Source organism: Rhodopila sp., assembly GCF_965276935.1.
In the GTDB taxonomy this organism is placed as follows: Bacteria; Pseudomonadota; Alphaproteobacteria; order Acetobacterales; family Acetobacteraceae; genus Rhodopila.
Genome location: NZ_CBDIBS010000004.1, coordinates 726,502 through 742,753, shown reverse-complemented (window position 1 = coordinate 742,753; position 16,252 = coordinate 726,502). Strand labels below are relative to the sequence as shown.

At 64.0% G+C, this 16,252-nt stretch carries 12 protein-coding genes; 5 read left to right on the top strand and 7 right to left on the bottom strand.

What is annotated here, in order from left to right; genetic code table 11:
- Positions 1–125 precede the first annotated feature (125 nt).
- From ACQY4S_RS19740 to ACQY4S_RS19730, 3 genes are read right to left on the bottom strand one after another with little or no spacing between them, the layout of a single operon-like run.
- The gene (locus tag ACQY4S_RS19740) at positions 126–842 is read right to left on the bottom strand and encodes an ABC transporter ATP-binding protein (protein ID WP_428486918.1); all 717 of its coding nucleotides are present in this window, start codon (positions 840–842) and stop codon (positions 126–128) included.
- A complete protein-coding gene (locus tag ACQY4S_RS19735; RefSeq protein ID WP_428486917.1) occupies positions 835–2,592 on the bottom strand; it encodes an ABC transporter permease subunit in 1,758 nt (585 codons plus the stop codon). Before ACQY4S_RS19735 ends, ACQY4S_RS19740 begins: the two co-directional genes overlap by 8 nt.
- Positions 2,593–2,621: 29 nt before the next feature.
- On the bottom strand, positions 2,622–3,578 hold the full coding sequence (locus ACQY4S_RS19730; protein WP_428486916.1) for a branched-chain amino acid ABC transporter permease: 957 nt from the start codon (positions 3,576–3,578) through the stop codon (positions 2,622–2,624).
- Positions 3,579–3,843: 265 nt separating this feature from the next.
- Between ACQY4S_RS19730 and ACQY4S_RS19725 the strand changes: the two genes are divergently transcribed.
- The 5 genes from ACQY4S_RS19725 (at position 3,844) to ACQY4S_RS19705 (ending at position 10,893) form a co-directional block, all read left to right on the top strand.
- Positions 3,844–5,283 (top strand): class II 3-deoxy-7-phosphoheptulonate synthase, encoded by a 1,440-nt coding sequence (locus ACQY4S_RS19725; RefSeq protein WP_428486915.1) that lies wholly within the window; start codon positions 3,844–3,846, stop codon positions 5,281–5,283.
- Positions 5,280–6,443 (top strand): nicotinate phosphoribosyltransferase, encoded by a 1,164-nt coding sequence (locus ACQY4S_RS19720; RefSeq protein WP_428486914.1) that lies wholly within the window; start codon positions 5,280–5,282, stop codon positions 6,441–6,443. The genes ACQY4S_RS19725 and ACQY4S_RS19720 overlap by 4 nt, the downstream gene beginning before the upstream one ends.
- A 259-nt stretch (positions 6,444–6,702) precedes the next feature.
- A complete protein-coding gene (locus ACQY4S_RS19715) occupies positions 6,703–7,488 on the top strand; it encodes an enoyl-CoA hydratase/isomerase family protein (protein WP_428486913.1) in 786 nt (261 codons plus the stop codon).
- 54 nt (positions 7,489–7,542) lie between these two features.
- Positions 7,543–9,753 (top strand): glycosyltransferase, encoded by a 2,211-nt coding sequence (locus ACQY4S_RS19710; protein WP_428486912.1) that lies wholly within the window; start codon positions 7,543–7,545, stop codon positions 9,751–9,753.
- 102 nt (positions 9,754–9,855) lie between these two features.
- Entirely contained in the window at positions 9,856–10,893 is a 1,038-nt protein-coding gene (locus ACQY4S_RS19705; RefSeq protein WP_428486911.1) for an amidohydrolase family protein, read from the top strand.
- A gap of 179 nt (positions 10,894–11,072) precedes the next feature.
- Here the strand turns inward: ACQY4S_RS19705 and ACQY4S_RS19700 are convergent, their stop codons facing one another.
- The 4 genes from ACQY4S_RS19700 to ACQY4S_RS19685 are packed head-to-tail and all read right to left on the bottom strand — an operon-like array spanning position 11,073 to position 16,198.
- Positions 11,073–12,602: an FGGY-family carbohydrate kinase gene (locus ACQY4S_RS19700; RefSeq protein ID WP_428486910.1), complete on the bottom strand. Its 1,530-nt coding sequence runs from the start codon at positions 12,600–12,602 to the stop codon at positions 11,073–11,075.
- A gap of 15 nt (positions 12,603–12,617) precedes the next feature.
- Positions 12,618–13,691, bottom strand: a complete 1,074-nt coding sequence (locus tag ACQY4S_RS19695) for a zinc-binding dehydrogenase (protein ID WP_428486909.1) — start codon at positions 13,689–13,691, stop codon at positions 12,618–12,620.
- A gap of 31 nt (positions 13,692–13,722) precedes the next feature.
- Entirely contained in the window at positions 13,723–14,703 is a 981-nt protein-coding gene (locus tag ACQY4S_RS19690) for an ABC transporter permease (RefSeq protein ID WP_428486908.1), read from the bottom strand.
- Positions 14,690–16,198: a sugar ABC transporter ATP-binding protein gene (locus ACQY4S_RS19685; protein ID WP_428486907.1), complete on the bottom strand. Its 1,509-nt coding sequence runs from the start codon at positions 16,196–16,198 to the stop codon at positions 14,690–14,692. The genes ACQY4S_RS19690 and ACQY4S_RS19685 overlap by 14 nt, the downstream gene beginning before the upstream one ends.
- Positions 16,199–16,252 lie beyond the last annotated feature (54 nt).

Sequence of the window (16,252 nt, the reverse complement as noted above, 5' to 3'; positions counted from 1 at the left end):
TTGGGAGGAGAGGGGGCGACCGAGGCAGTTGCAACGAATGAGCGGCCCCCTCTCCTCCCAACCCCTTAATGGGTTCCAAGGGTGTCAGCCCTTGGCGGGGTCGAGGGGCGGAGTCCCCGCCTTGCTCAACCATCAGCGACCCCAAGATACGACCGCCGCACGCGATCGTCGCGCAGCAGCGTCTCGTAGTTGCCGTCCAGCACCATGCGGCCGGTTTCCAGGACGTAGCCGTGATCGGACAGTTCCAGCGCCTCGGCGACGCGTTGTTCGACCAGCAGGATGGTGACGCCGTCTTCCCGGTGGATCTGCGAGACGCGCTCGAAGATCGTATCGGCGACGGTGGGGGCGAGGCCCATCGATGGCTCGTCCAGCATCAGCAGGCGCGGCACACTGGCCAGGCCGCGGCCGATGGCCACCATCTGCTGCTCGCCGCCCGACAAGGTGCCAGCGAACTGCGTGGCGCGCTCGGACAGGATGGGAAACAGGGCATGGATGCGGTCCAGCGTGTGGTGCCAGGCCTTGCGACCGGCTTTCTGATAGGCGCCCATCTCCAGGTTTTCCCGTACTGTCAATGTCTTGAACACCTGACGGCCTTCGGGTACGTGGGCAATGCCCAGGTGCGCTCGGCGTGCGGCGGAAAGGCGAGACAGGTTCTGGCCCATGAAGCTGATCTGCCCGCCAGTTGGCGGGACGATGCCTGAAATGGTCTTGAAAAGGGTTGATTTGCCGGCGCCGTTCGGTCCGACGACGGTGACGAACTGGCCCTCCTTGACCACCAGCGACACGTCCGTCAGGGCGCGCAGGCCGCCGTAGGCGACAGACAGGCCGGCGACCTCAAGCATGCTGTCTCGCCGCCCATTTCTTGCCGAGGTAGGCCTCGATGACACTACGGTCCTCGACCACCTGACGAGGCAAGCCGCTGGTCAGCACGCGGCCGTGGTCCAGCACCACGAAGCGGTCAGCGATGCGCATCATGGCGTGCATGGTGTGCTCGATGATGATTACCGTCGTGCCCTCCTCGCGCAGCCGTTCCAGCACCGCCAGCACGTCATCGCACTCGTCGCGGCCAAGGCCCGCCAATGTCTCGTCCAGCAGCAGCAGCCGTGGATTACCGGCCAGGGCACGGGCGAGTTCCATCAGGCGAAGCTGCTTGTTGGTCAGTTGCCCGGCGGCGACCCCGGCCTGGGCGGCCAAGCCGACGCGGTGCAGTGCCTGGACGGCGGAGGCGATGGCATCGGCGTCCGACAGGCCGGCGCCGTAGGCTCCAATGATGACGTTGTCCAACAGCGGCAGCCTGGGGAAGCTGCGCACCACCTGGAAGGTGCGGCCAACGCCCAGCCGGGCGATCTGATGCACCTTGCGGCCGGTCATGTCGTGGCCGGCGATCATGGCGGTGCCTTCGTCCGCGGTCAGCACGCCGTTCAGCAGGTTGAACAGGGTGGTCTTGCCGGCGCCGTTGGGACCTATGACGCCGAGGATCTCGCCGGCAGCGACCTCGAAGCTGATCTGGCTGACAGCGCGCAGGCCGCCGAATGACCGTGACAGGTTGACGACCGTCAGCAGCGGAACGGCGGTCGCGGCAACCGGCCGCCGAGGCAGTGGCACCAATGCCGGAAGCGACGGCGCCGGCCGTGGACGGAAAAACCGGTCGCGAATGGTCCAGAACAGACCGTCCGGCGAGGCAAGCATGATGGCGATCATCGCCACGCCATACACCACGCCCTGGATACCCGGCAGGATATTCCCCAGCTCAGCGTTCAGCGATTCTGCCAGCGGCACCAGGATCGCCGCACCAATCACCGGCCCCCAGATCGAGGCAACGCCGCCGAACAAGGTCACCACCACCGCCTGCGCGGATACCAGCATGCCAAAAACGGAGTCCGGCGTGACGATCAGCAGCACGCAGGCATAGAAACCGCCCGCCGCGGCGGCGATCATGCCGGAGACGACCAGCGCCCGGATCTTCCACAGACGCGCGTTGATGCCAGCCGCCTCGGCGGCCAGTTCATTCTGTCGGACCGCCAGCAACGCCAGCCCGAAGCGCGAATTCTCCACGATCATGCAGACCAGGACGCCGCAGACCAGCAGACCGACGGAGACCAGCGTATAGAGCCTTGGATTGGTGAATTCCAGGAATGCCGCCGGATGGTCCCGGTGCATTGGCATCGAGACTTCCTGGAACCCGAGATATTGCATGAAGTAAAGTATCGCCAGCGGATAGGCGAGCATAGCCAGGGCGAAGTAATGGCCGCGCAGCCGGAAGGTGGGCAGGCCGATCAGCACTGCGGCAATGCCGGCGACGACCATGCCGAGCGGAATGCCCAGCCAGGGTGTCAGGTTCCAGTAGACCAGCGCCAGCGTCACAACGTAGGCGCCGATGCCGAAGAACGCGGCATGGCCAAACGACAACTGTCCGCCGTAACCGGACAGGATATTCCACGACACGCCGAACACCGCCCAGATCGGCACCAAGGTCATGATCAACTGATAGTAGCTGTTGGTCACAATGCTCGACAGCGCCAGGTACAAGGCGGCGACGATGCCAAGGGCGATCAGGTCGCGCTTTAGGCGCGGGACAGAGCCATACCGCATTTATGCGCGCTCTGCGACGCACGGGCGCATCAGGCGCGCTCCGCCGACCGGCCGAACAGGCCTTGCGGGCGCAGCAACACGATCAGCAGGAAGACGACGAAGATCGCCGCGTTCTGCAGTTGCGGCGGCAACACCAGCGCGGAGCACTGCTGCACGAAGCCGACGGTCAGCCCACCCCAGAAGGCGCCGAGGATGCTGCCCATGCCGCCCAGCACAACGCCAGAATACATGATGATCACGTAGTCCAGGCCAATAAAAGGCCCGAAAGACAGATAGGTCGCCATCAGGCCGCCGGCGATGGCGGTGATGCCGCTGCCCAGGCCGAAGGCAATACGATAGGTGCGCTCGACGTCGATGCCCATGTAGGTGGCCGCCGTCGGGTTGTCGGCCGCGGCGCGCAGCGCCTTGCCCAGGCGGGTATATTCCAAGGTTAGGTAAAGCGTGATCGCTACAATGATCGCGATGGCGCAGGCGATCAGGCGCGCCTTGTTCAGGAACACCGTAGCGTCGCCGTAGATCGGCCCGATCTCGATCGCGCTGGACGCCAGCGGCGTGCGCACGGTCATTGGCGTGGAGCCGAACAGGATCAGTCCACCATTCTGCAGGATTAGGGAGATGCCGAGGGTGACGATCAACTGGCCATAATGCCCCTCATCCAGCGAGCCGCTGGTGCGCAGGCCGGAGACGCGGGCGATCAGGAACTTGTGCAGCAGGACGCCGCCGGCGAAGACGATTGGTCCAGCCAGAAGGGCGCCGACAAATGGGCCGATGGTGGGGCCGAGGAAGGCCAGCACGCCGCCGCCAGTCACCAGGTACAGGCTGGCGAACATGCCGAGCATCAGCAGTTCGCCCTGGGCGAAGTTGACCACGCGCATGATGCCGAAGATGAGCCCGAGGCCGATGCACATCAGGCCGTAGATGCAGCCGATGGTGATGCCCGCGGCCAGCGCGTTCAGCACGTTCTCGATCAGAGCCTCGAGGTCCACCTGATTCCGCTGCCTCCCGGCCGGGCTGCCCGTTTCGGGCTGCTTCTACTTGAATGCTTGTTGACGGGAATGGCCGGGTGGTCAAGCGGCCGGCGGCGCGGATGCCGGGCTCGTCGATATTCATGCACATCAAAACAAGAGCCGTCGCATTGCAGCCGGGGCATCGGACAGGCCTGCCTCAAGCCACCGCTTTGGCTCTCAAAGCGGTGGCGGCAGTAGCCATTCTCGCGAAATCGCGACATAAGACTGTCCGAGGAGACCGCTTATGCCGACTCAACCGCCCATCCGCTCGTTACCTGTTCATCCATGGAATCCGGATTCCTGGCGCGACTGCCCGATCCGCCAAGTGCCGACCTATCCCGACCAGGCCAAGCTGGAGGAGATGGAACGTCGGCTGCAGCGTTATCCGCCGCTGGTGTTCGCCGGCGAGGCGCGCCGCCTAAAGGCGCAGCTTGCGCTCGCCTCGGAAGGCAAGGCCTTCGTGTTGCAAGGCGGCGACTGCGCCGAAAGCTTCTCGGATTTTACCGCCAACGTTATTCGCGACACGTTCCGGGTGCTGCTGCAGATGGCGGTGGTGCTGACCTTCGGCGCGTCCTTGCCGGTGGTGAAGATGGGCCGCATGGCGGGGCAGTTCGCCAAGCCGCGATCCTCGGACACCGAAACGGTGGGCGGCGTGACCCTGCCCAGCTATCGCGGCGACATTGTTAATGGGCCGGAGTTTTCTCCGGCGTCCCGCATTCCCGATCCGGCCCGGATGGAGTTCGGCTACTTTCAATCGGCCAGTACCCTGAACCTATTGCGGGCGTTTTCCTCCGGCGGCTACGCCGACCTGCACGAGGTGCATCGCTGGAACCTGGACTTCGCCGAACGCTCGCCGCTGGCCGCGCGGTATCAGGTCCTGGCGCAGCGCATTGACGAAACGCTGTCGTTCATGAAGGCCTGCGGCATGACCAGCGCGACCACCCGCGACATGCGCGAGACCGACTTTTACATCAGCCATGAGGCGCTGTTGCTGCCCTATGAACAGGCGCTGTGCCGGGTCGATTCGACGACCGGCGACTGGTACGGCTGTTCGGCGCATTTCCTCTGGATTGGCGATCGTACGCGTCAGCCCGAGGGCGCGCATGTGGAGTTCCTGCGCGGACTGCAAAATCCACTGGGGATGAAGGTGGGGCCGACGCAGAATCCGGATGAACTGCTGCGGGTGCTGGACATCCTCAATCCGCGCAATGAGGCGGGGCGTATCACCTTGATCAGCCGCATGGGCGCCGATAAGGTTGGGGACAAGCTGCCGCCTCTGGTGCGGGCGGTGGAAAACGCCGGGCGCAAGGTGCTGTGGCTGTGCGATCCGATGCACGGCAACACTATTAATGCGGGGGGGAACAGCGTGGGTGTCAGCCTGAAGACCCGCAACTTCGATGCGATCCTGCACGAGGTGCGCGACTTCTTCGACATCCATACGGCGGAGGGCACCTGGGCCGGCGGCGTGCACGTGGAGATGACTGGCCACGATGTGACCGAGTGCACCGGCGGCGCACACCGGTTGTCGGAAACCGACCTGACCGCGCGGTATGAGACGTTCTGCGATCCTCGGCTGAACGCCGAACAGTCGCTGGAACTGGCCTTCCTGGTGGCCGAGGAGCTGAAAACCCGCCGGCTGCCGGGGGTGTCACCAGCGCTCGCATCGCAACAGCCCATGTCATGAATGAAGCACAGCGAAAGCTGGCGGCCGATATCGCCGCCAGGACCGACAGCTATTTCAATCGCACCAAGCAGATCGTCACGCATTTCGGCGACAAGCCGGTTACCTACGCCGTGTTCCTGCGAAGACCAGTGATCTGCGCGCCGCGACTGATGCTGGACTGGCTGACCACGGCGGCCGATCTGCGGCAGACCCGGATCGACGTCGATCTGATCTACCAGGAGGGCGACTGGGTCGGCGCCGGCGAACCGATTGTCTACCTGACCGGCGGCATGGCGTATCTGTCCGATCTTGAAACCATCCTGCTGCAGAAGATCGGACCGGCCTGTGTGGCGGCGCACAACGCCTATCAGATGGCGCTTTCGCTGCCGCACGTCGCGTTCCTGGCGATGGAGGCGCGACACTGCGCCGGCGCTGAGATGCAGGAAATGATGTCCTACGCTGCCTCGGTCGGCAGCGCGGCGGCGAAGCAGGAAGGTGCCAATGGTTTCATCGGCGGCGCGAGCGATGGCACGGCGCACTGGTTTGGCGCCCAGCGCGGCTTCGGCACCATGCCGCACTCCTTGATCGGCTATGCCGGGTCGACGGTACGCGCGGCGGAGATGTTTCGCGAGACGTTCCCAGACGAGCCGATGACGGTGCTGGTGGACTACTTCGGCCGTGAGATTACCGATGCGCTGGCGGTCTGCGCCCGCTTTCCCGATCTGCTGGCCTCTGGCGGACTGTCCTTCCGGCTGGATACGCATGGCGGACGCTTTGTCGAAGGGCTGGGACCGGCGGAAAGCTACGCCGTGCTGGAACGCTACGCGCCGGGTGCAATCCGGCGCTACCGCAGTGACTCGGAATTACGGTCGCTGGTCGGCACCGGCGTATCCGCGGCGGCGATCTGGCGGACGCGGGAGGCGCTGGATGAAGCCGGCTGCGACAAGGCCCGCATCGTCGCCTCATCCGGCTTCGGCGTCGAAAAGTGCCGGGTGATGGCGGACGCCAAGGCGCCGATCGACGTGGTCGGAACAGGCAGCTTCATACCGAATGAATGGCATGAAACCTACGCCACCGCTGATATCGTCGAGTACGACAGCGTACCCACGGTGAAGATCGGCCGTGAATTCCTGCTCCGCAAGAACGGCGCCCGCAAGCGGGTCGGGGGTGAGACGAAGTAAGCAAAGCCAGGGCGCTGCCACCCGGATCAAGCCCGGGCGCATGCTTGGACCCGTAACGGGACGGATGCCCTTTTGATCCCCGTCCAGGGTGCTGGGGGAGAGGGGCGAGTCGTGCATTGCAACCATAGAATACCCCCTCTGCCCCAGCACCCGAAATGGATTCCAACGGCGTCAGCCCTTGGTGGGGTCGAGGGGCAAAGCAGCCGCCTTCCTTATTTCACCTCACCCCCCTACACTCGTCCGTACGGAGGAAATCTTCATGCAGCATGGTAGCTATGAACACATCGCCGTCGACGTGGCCGGCAATGTCGCCACCATTGAGGTCCGCCGCGGCCCCAACAACTTCGTCGACACAGACATGGTGGCGGAGATCGCCGACGCGCTCGAGGTCTATGACCGCACGTCGGAGGTGCGCGCCATCGTGCTGTGCGCTGAAGGCAAGCACTTCTGCGCCGGCGCCGACTTCGGCAGCCGTGGGCCCGATGGCGTGGCGCGCGGCAGCAAGCGCGGCCGGCACCTATACAAGGAAGCACAGCGGTTGTGGCGCACCGGCAAGCCGATCGTCGCAGCCGTGCATGGCGCCGCCGTGGGCGCCGGTGTTGGCTTGGCGGTGATGGCCGATTTCCGCGTCACATGCCCGGAAGCAAGATTCTCCACCAACTTTACCCGCCTCGGCTTTCATCCCGGTTTCGGCCTGACCGCCACCCTGCCGCGCCTGCTCGGCCCGCAGCAGGCCGCGCTGCTGATGTACACCGGCCGTCGCATCACTGGAGAAGAGGCACTGGCGATCGGGCTGGCGGACTACTGCGTGCCACTGGACCAGGTGCGCTCGAAGGCTACCAAACTGGCGACCGAGATCGCCCAATCCGCTCCCTTGGCCATCGTCTCCACCCGCGAGACTCTGCGCCGCGGTCTGGCCGACGCCGTCGCCCAGGCAACCGAGCGCGAGTACGAGGAGCAGGACTGGCTGCGCAACACAACCGATTTCAAGGAAGGTACCAAGGCGATGACGGAGCGCCGGCTGCCGGAATTCCAGGCGCGTTAGCGTTTTCTTAAACATTCTTACCTAGGAGGGACACTCCAAGCCGGAGGTCCCTCGGTGAGCCAGTCGCTCCGCGTTTCACGCATCAATTTTGCCGCATTCGTGGACACGATCTTGTGGCGCTCGCTGCGTGCCGCAGGATCGATGCGCGAGCACTCACCCTGGCTGGCGGCGCAGCTTCGCAGATGTGTGCTGATCCTGTGGTGGACCTTCACCTTGCAGCTTCACACCCACGCCCGCTACTGGCTCCGCGCGCGCCGCCTGCGCCGCATCGCGCCCACGACGCCAGCCGAACCGCTGATCGCCACCGTCGATCCGAACATGCTCTTTGTTCCCCTCTCGGATGATCCCCTCGTATCGGTCATCGTGCCAACCTTTGGGCAAACGGACTTCACGCTGCGCTGCCTGTCATCGATCATGCAGAACGCGCCGGAGGTCCCGATCGAGGTGATCGTCGTCGACGACGCCTGGACCGGTGCGGATGCGGCTTTCCTGGACCGGGTGCGTGGCATCCGGCTGATCCGCAATGACCGCAACCTGGGATATCTGCGGAGCTGTAACAAGGCTGCGGAGGCCGCGCGTGGGCGGTATCTCTACCTCCTTAACAACGACACGCAGGTGCTGCCCGGCTGGCTCGAGCCTATGCTGTCGTTGCTGACCAGGCGGCAGGACGTTGGGGCGGTCGGCGCAAAGTTGTTGTATCCCAACGGGCGCTTGCAGGAAGCCGGCGGTATAATCTGGCGCGACGCGTCCGGCTGGAATTTTGGTCGGCATGAAGACGCTGACCTGCCAGTCTATAACTATGTCCGCGAGGTCGACTACTGCTCCGCTGCCGCGCTGCTGGTAGACCGCGCCGTGTTTCTTGGAATGGGCGGCTTCGATGAACGCTATGTTCCAGCCTACTTCGAGGATTCCGACCTGTGCTTCCGCCTGCGGCGCATGGGGCTGAAGACGCTATATCAGCCGGCCGCGCGAGTCGTGCATTTCGAGGGCATTTCGCACGGGCGCGATGTCGCGATCGGTATCAAGTCGTATCAGGTGGCGAACCGCCGCCGCTTCGTCGAGGCTTGGGGAACCGTGCTCGCGACACAGCATTTTCCCAATGGTCAGAACGTGTTCCGTGCGCGCGACCGTGCAATGCACCGACAGGTGGTGCTGGTGGTCGATCACTTCGTCCCGCAGCCGGATCGTGACGCCGGATCACGCACCATGATGGGCTTCCTGCGTGTTCTGGTGCGAGCCGGCCTGGTGGTGAAGTTCTGGCCGCACAACCTGAGTTACAGTCCGGGCTATACAGAGGTCTTGCAGGACATGGGAATCGAGGTCTTCCATGGCCCTTCACAGGTTCCATTCGCTGCCTGGATCAAGGAATTTGGCAGTGAACTGGATTGCATTCTGCTCAGCCGGCCGGAGGTGGCCGAGGACGTCATCCCGTCAATCCGGCAGCACAGCAGGGCGCGCCTGGTTTATTACGGACATGACTTACATTTCCGGCGCATGCACCGGCAAGGCGAGATGATGGCGGACGAACGCCTTCTGCGTTCGGCCGATCGGATGGAGACTTGCGAGCGAGCCATCTGGCGGCAGGTCGATCTGTCACTCTATCCGTCCGAGGAGGAGGCCGATATCGCCTCCGCGCTGCAGCCGGACTGCCGGTTCCAGCCGGTCGTGCCGTACGGGTTCGAAAGTTTTCCGGTCGTGCGGGACGTGCCGTCAGGGCTGGAGATCATCTTCGTCGCTGGATTTGGTCATCCGCCGAACGAGGATGCCGCCATCTGGTTCACCGCCGAGGTTATGCCGCTGATCCGTCAACAGGTTCCGGGCGCCTATCTCTCGATCATCGGATCAAACCCGACGATCGGTGTCGGTGCGCTGGCGAATGAGGCGGTTTCGATCTTCGCCAACGTCTCCGATGGCGAATTGGCGGCGGCCTATGGCCGAGCGCGGGTGGCTGTCGTGCCGCTGCGCTGCGGCGCTGGCGTCAAGCTGAAGGTGGTCGAGGCGCTGCGAGAAGGCGTGCCGCTGGTCACCACGCCGGTCGGCGCCCAGGGCCTGCCGGGGATCTGGCAGGTGGTGGCCGTGCAGGACGACCCGATGCGGTTCGCCGCCGCGGTCGTTACCCTGCTGCTCGACGATGCCGCGTGGGCAGAAGGCAGTTCGGCACAACTGGCGTTCGCGGCCAGGCGATTCTCGGTGGACGCCGTGCAGGCCTCGCTGCTCGCCGTGCTGGATGTGCCGGTGGAGGAAAGCCAGGAATGCGCGGCCTGAACCAGCGGATTTGCCAATAGCGTTTGCCAATCGGGATTTGCCAGCCTCGCCTATGCATGGCTGAATGAAAGGCCGATCGGGAAAAATGCCATGGCGAGTCAAATGCAGGACAGACAACCGTTTCATCATCCGTCCGTCCGGCCCGATTGGCTGGCGAAGCTGTCGGAACCGGTTCTCGAGCCCGACCTGCCGATCATCGATCCGCACCATCACCTCTGGAAGGCTCGGCCTGACCGCTATTTGCTGGAAGACTTGGTGGCCGACCTGCGCACCGGCCACAATATCCTGGCTACTGTCTTCATCCAGTGCCGGTCGGAGTACTGGACGGGCGGCCTCGTGGACCTGCGCCCGGTGGGGGAGACAGTCTTTGTCGCCGCCGCTGCCAAGCAATGCGAAACCGGCAGGTATGGACCGTTGCGGGCCTGTGCCGGCATCGTTGGTCATGCCGACTGCCGGTTGGCGGAACGAATCGACCCGGTGCTGGAAGCTCACATCGAAGCCGGTGGCGGCCGCTTCAAGGGCATTCGCCACAGCGGCACCTGGGATGCCGCCATCGAACCGACCGCGCCACCCGGCGCCTCACCCGGCCTGTACCGAGAGCCTGGTTTCCGCCACGGCTTCGCGCGGCTGGCTTTCTTCGGGTTAACCTTCGAGGCATGGCTGTACCATCCGCAATTGAGCGACCTCGCCGACCTGCTGCGTATGTCGCCAGGGCAGAAAGTCGTGCTGAACCACCTCGGCGGCCCGCTGGGCGTCGGTCCGTATGAAGGCAAACGCACCGAGGTATTTGCCCGCTGGCGTGCCAGCATGGCTGATCTGGCGCGGTTCGAGAACCTGCACGTCAAGCTGGGCGGCCTGGCAATGAACGTGAACGGCTTCGGCTACCATCACGCGGATCTGCCGCCATCAAGCGAGCTGATGGCGGCAGCATGGCGCCCTTATGTGGAAACCGCGATCGAATTGTTCAGTCCATCGCGCTGCATGTTCGAAAGCAACTTTCCAGTGGACAAGGGCATGTGCGGCTATCCGGTGTTGTGGAACGCCTTCAAGCGCATCGCGGCCGGCTGTTCGGCTGATGAGAAAGCGGCGCTGTTTCATCGCACTGCGCAAAGCTTCTACAGCCTGCCGCCGCTGGTCTGACTGAGACCAATTGGCCAGCACCGTCGCCCAATCCCGCCATGACATTGAGAGCGTGCCGCTGCCGCAAACGAGGCGTCTATCGATGAATAGGCGCGTGGCGGCTGCCCTACATGGCTATTCCACAATGCAATAGGCGGAGCCTTCGGACCCTCCCGACCTGCAAGTCGCCGTGACCGGCATCAGCCATCACGGTGCAGCCGGTGCATCTTCGCCTTCAACGCTGGATAAAGGTCCGTATAGATATCAAATTGACGGTCATAGGCGGCGCGTATCTCAGCACGAGGCGCGGCGCGCTCGACAAGACGCACCCAACCGGCCTCGGCCTGCTGGGGTGTCACTAATCCAACCCCCAGCGCCGCCAGCAAGGCAGCGCCCAGGGGCGCCTCGACATCCTGCTCAATCGTCATCACGGGAAAGCCGGTGACATCGGCGATGATTTGCATCCACAGGTCCGATTTCGCCGCGCCGCCGACCACGATCAACCGATCATCGAGCACGTGGCCTCCCTTGCGGCCATACGCGATGTTGTGGCGCAGGGCGAAGGCGACGCCTTCCAGCACCGCGCGATAAAGATGCGCGCGCGTATGATACAGGCTCAGTCCGACAAACGCCCCGCTCGCGCGGTCATCCCAGATCGGGCTGCGCTCGCCCATCAGATAGGGCAGGAACAAGATCCCGTCGGCGCCGGGCGGCACGGCCCCCGCTGCATCGTCAAGCAGCGCATCCGCCGGCCGCCCCGCATCGCGTCCGGCCATGATCTCGATGTTGCAGAACTGGTCGCGAAACCAGCTTACCGATGCGCCGGCCGTGATCGCGCCGCCGAAGACATAGACATCCCGCAGGCCGTTGAAGACGTGCGGGAAGGCAATCAACCCATGCCTTGCATCGACCGTCTGATCAAGTGTCCCCCAACACATGCTGGTGCCGATCATCGCGACGTGCTGGCCGCGGCGAGTCGCCCCCGCCGCGAATGTCGCGACGGCGGCATCGACACCGCCGGCGATCACCGGCATTCCGGCCGCCAGGCCAAACCGCGCTGCCCAAACTTCGCAAAGCCCGCCAACGCGATCGCTGCTCTCCACCAGCCGCTCGGGCATCATTGCCATCGGAATTCCAAGTATGCTCAGCATTTCCTGCGACCACGTGCGCCGCCCGAGGTCATAGACGCCGCCAATGTTGCCGGCCGAGGAATGATCGACCGCTAGCGCGCCGGTCAGTTCCCAGGCGACATAGGCATTGGGCGGCAGCAGGTGACGCGTCTTGCGCCAGACCTCGGGCCGGTTGTCACGCAGCCACATCATCTTGGTAAAGCCGTAGTAGCTGTCGACACCGTTGCCGGTAATATCGAACAGACGTTCCAAATCGATATTCGCCCGCACCCAGTCCACCTGCGCGCCAGCCCGCCGATCCATCCAGATCAGGCAGGGATGCAGCGGCTTCATCCCCGCATCCACGGGAATGCCGGAGCCGCCATACAGGCTGCTGATGCAAAGCGCCGCGACGTCGGCCACGGCAGCCTTTTCCACCACGGCGGTTATGCACGCCGCCACCGCCTCCACCCACACCGACGGCCATTGCTCGGCCCATAGCGGCCGGGGCGTGTCCGGCTGATAGCCGACGGCATGCTGCGCCACGATCCGTCCGTCCGCGTCGCACAGCAGGGCCTTGGTGCTCTGCGTGCCGATATCGACACCAATCACATGCGCCACGACGCCTCTCCGTTTTCAATCCGCCGGCTTCATCAGCACCTTGATCGAGCTGAGCGAGTTCGCGATCCCGATGGCCTCGTCCCATTGTTCGAAACCGTAGCCGTGCGTCACGATGCCCTTGGAGGTCACCAGGCCACGCGCCAGCAGATCGATCGCGATCGGATAGCAGTATGGACCCAGATGCGCCCCGCGCACATCAAGCTCCTTGCGGTCGCCGATGATCGACCAATCGACGCTCGTTTCGGAACCAAAAACAGAGAATTCGACGAAGCGGCCAAGTCGGCGAATGAGGCTTAATCCCTGGATCACGCCGGTGGGCGAGCCGGTTGCCTCGATATAGACATCGCAGCCGTAGCCGTCGGTGAGGCCGTGCACGATCGCCAGCGCGTCCTGGGCCTTGGGATCGATCACGACATCGGCGCCAAGCTTCAGCGCCAGCGCCCGCCGTTCCGCCACCATGTCGATCACCACCAGCTTGCGCGGTGTCTTCAGCCTGGCGACCTGCACCATCATCAGGCCGATCGGTCCGGCACCGGCGATCACCAGCACGTCGTCAAGCTGCACATCGCCACGGTTGACGGTGTGGATGGCGCAGGCGAGCGGCTCGATGATGGCGGCATCCTCCAGCGCGATTCCGTCCGGAATGCGGTGGACACGGGCGGTCGGCGGCAGCCGCATGAATTCCGACATGCCGCCCTCGGCAACTTGGCGCTGGAAGCCAAAGATGTTGTGCACCTCGCACATCCAGTATTTTCCCGATCGGCAATAGCGGCAACGGTCGCATGGCACGATCTGCTCCGCGATCACGCGCTCCCCCGGCTTCATGCCGAAATGCTCGCCTGCGCGGTCGCCAAGTTCGTCAACGTAGCCGAAGAACTCGTGGCCTGGCACGACCGGCGCTTTCACCCATGGATCCTTGACGTTCCAGAACATCCCGGCGCCGCTCCAGCACTTGCAGTCGCTGGCGCAGATGCCGCAGGCGCCGATGCGGATGACCATCTCGCATGGACCCGGTATCGGGCGATCGATTCGCTCGACACGGTAATCTTTCGGTCCGTGACAGACAATCGCCGTCATCTTGCTGTTCATGCGCGCGCTTCTCCGTTCAGGCCGCCCCGGGTCAAACCGATCGGCGGTCGCGGCCGATATAGATTGCCAGCAGAATGATCCCGCCCTTGATGACGTTCTGCACATAGGGATCGACGCCGACCATGTTCAGACCATTGTTCAAGACGCCGAGGAGCAGGGCGCCGATCAGGGTGCCGATCAGCGAACCGCGGCCGCCGGCGATCGAAGTGCCGCCCAGCACGACGGCGGCGATGGCATCAAGCTCAAATCCATTTCCGGCGTTAGGCTGTCCGCTCATCAGCCGGCCGGTCAACACGATTGCTGCGATCGCGGTGGTCAGGCCGCTGATCACGTAGACCATCAGCTTGGCACGGACGACACGGACACCGGACAACCGTGTCGCCGTCTCGTTCCCGCCGATGGCGAAGACGTAGCGGCCGAATGGCGTGCGTTCCAGCAGCACCCAGCCGATCAGGTAGACCATGACCATCATGACGATCGGCATCTGCACGCTCAGCACGGTGCCGCTGCCGAAGAAGCCGATCCAGTCCGGCAATCCGCTGACCGGGTAGCCGCCGGTGTAGATCAGCGCCAGGCCCCGCGCGATGCCCATTGTCGCCAGCGTTACGATGATCGGCGGCATCCGGGCAATCGCCACGAAAGCGCCGTTCGCCGCGCCAAAACCGACTCCCGCGCCGATGCAGGCGAGCAGACCCAGCGCCGCGCTGCCGCCATGCGACATCAGGCCGGCCGCTAGCGTGCCGGCCAGCGCCATCACCGCGCCCACCGACAAATCGATGCCGCCGGTCAAAATCACAAAGGTCATGCCGACCGCGATCAATGCGTTGATCGAAACCTGACGCAGGATGTTCGTGATGTTGCTGGTGGACAGAAAGCTGTCGCTGGCGAACACCATGACAAGACAGACGACGACAAGCCCGGCCAGAGGATACAGGATGGTCGAACGGCGCAGCGCCGCGAAGCGCAAGCTCTTGAGCGCGGCCGGAACCGGACGGGTTTCAGACGAGCTCATGCGCTTCTCCCGCAGTCGCGTGGCGCATCACCTCGGCCGGCGCGATCGCATCGGCTTCCAGCATGCGAACGATTCTGCCTTCGCGAAACACCGCGACCCGATCACACATGCCGATGATCTCTGGCAGTTCGGAGGACACCATGACGATGGCATAGCCGCGCGCGGTCAGCTGGCGCATCAGCCCGTAGATCTCCGCCTTGGCGCCGACATCGATGCCCCGTGTCGGTTCGTCGAAGAACAGGATCCTGGCATGGTGGTTAAGCCAGCGCGCCAGCACGACCTTCTGCTGGTTGCCGCCCGACAAGGTATCCACCACCGTCTCCATCCCGGGCGCCCTGATCCCGACGCGGCTGATCATCTCCTGTGTTGCCGCGTGTTCGGCGGCGCCATTGATCAGCAGGCGCAGCGTCCTGTACTCGGCAAGGTTGTTGATCGAGATGTTGTCGCGAATGGCGAAGCTGGTGATCAGGCCCTCGGTCTTGCGGTTTTCCGGCAGAATGCCGATTCCAAGTGTAAGCGCGTCGGCCGGATTAGTCAGGCGCGCGTATTCACCGCCGACGCGGATCTTCTTGTGATGCACCGGGTCCGCACCCAGGACCGCAAGCAGCGTCTCGGTGCGGCCGGAGCCGACGAGACCGGCAAAGCCAAGGATTTCGCCCTCGTGCAGCCGGAACGCGTTGACTGGACCATCACGTTCGATCTGCAGTTCCTCGACATCAAGCACGATCCGCTCGTCAGCGCGCCTGACCGCCTTCGGGGGAAAGTTGTTCTCGATGCGCCGCCCCACCATCATCTCGACCAACTCGCTCATGGTAGTCTCGGCAACCGATCGAACGGCCACCCGATGACCGTCGCGCAGCACGGTGACGCGGTCGCAAATGTCGAAGATTTCCTCGAGATGGTGGGAGATGAACACCATCGCCACGCTCTGCCGCTTCAGCTCGCGCATGATGGCGAACAGGTGGTCGGCCTCGGCCGGCGTTAGTGTCGCCGTGGGCTCGTCCAGGATCAGGATTTTCGCCTCAAGCGCGAGGGCTTTGGCGATTTCGATGAATTGCTGCTGCGCGACGCTCAGCGCACGCACCTCGACGGACAGGTCGATCCTGACGCCAAGGCGGTCGAACAAGGCGCTCGCCTCGCGGCGCATGCGGCGGCGATCGAGCAGCCCCAGGCGGCGCGATTCCCGGCCAAGGAAGATGTTGTCCACCGCATCAAGGTACGGGATCAGGCTGAATTCCTGGAAGACGGTGCCGACACCCGCCGCCACCGCATCGCGGTAGCCGGTGAATTGGCGCGGCTGGCCGTCAATCAGGATACGACCCTCGTCCGGTTTGTAGATGCCGGACAGGATCTTCATCAGCGTGGATTTGCCGGCACCGTTCTCACCAAGCAGGGCATGAATCTCACCACGCGGGATCTCGAGGTCGATTCCTGAGAGCGCGTTCACCCCAGGGAAGCGCTTCGAGATCCGCTCCAGCTTGAGAATGCTGGTCATCCTGCCCTGATCGTATAAGTTTGCTTCAACACCGACATCCGATCATGGTCTAAA

Bases quoted from the DNA above. Each gene is read 5' to 3' on its own strand.
- ACQY4S_RS19740 (WP_428486918.1), bottom strand. From the start codon at position 842: ATGCTTGAGGTCGCCGGCCTGTCTGTCGCCTACGGCGGCCTGCGCGCC.
- ACQY4S_RS19735 (WP_428486917.1), bottom strand. From the start codon at position 2,592: ATGCGGTATGGCTCTGTCCCGCGCCTAAAGCGCGACCTGATCGCCCTT.
- ACQY4S_RS19725 (WP_428486915.1), top strand. From the start codon at position 3,844: ATGCCGACTCAACCGCCCATCCGCTCGTTACCTGTTCATCCATGGAAT.
- ACQY4S_RS19720 (WP_428486914.1), top strand. From the start codon at position 5,280: ATGAATGAAGCACAGCGAAAGCTGGCGGCCGATATCGCCGCCAGGACC.
- ACQY4S_RS19715 (WP_428486913.1), top strand. From the start codon at position 6,703: ATGCAGCATGGTAGCTATGAACACATCGCCGTCGACGTGGCCGGCAAT.
- ACQY4S_RS19705 (WP_428486911.1), top strand. From the start codon at position 9,856: ATGCAGGACAGACAACCGTTTCATCATCCGTCCGTCCGGCCCGATTGG.
- ACQY4S_RS19695 (WP_428486909.1), bottom strand. From the start codon at position 13,691: ATGAACAGCAAGATGACGGCGATTGTCTGTCACGGACCGAAAGATTAC.
- ACQY4S_RS19690 (WP_428486908.1), bottom strand. From the start codon at position 14,703: ATGAGCTCGTCTGAAACCCGTCCGGTTCCGGCCGCGCTCAAGAGCTTG.
- ACQY4S_RS19685 (WP_428486907.1), bottom strand. From the start codon at position 16,198: ATGACCAGCATTCTCAAGCTGGAGCGGATCTCGAAGCGCTTCCCTGGG.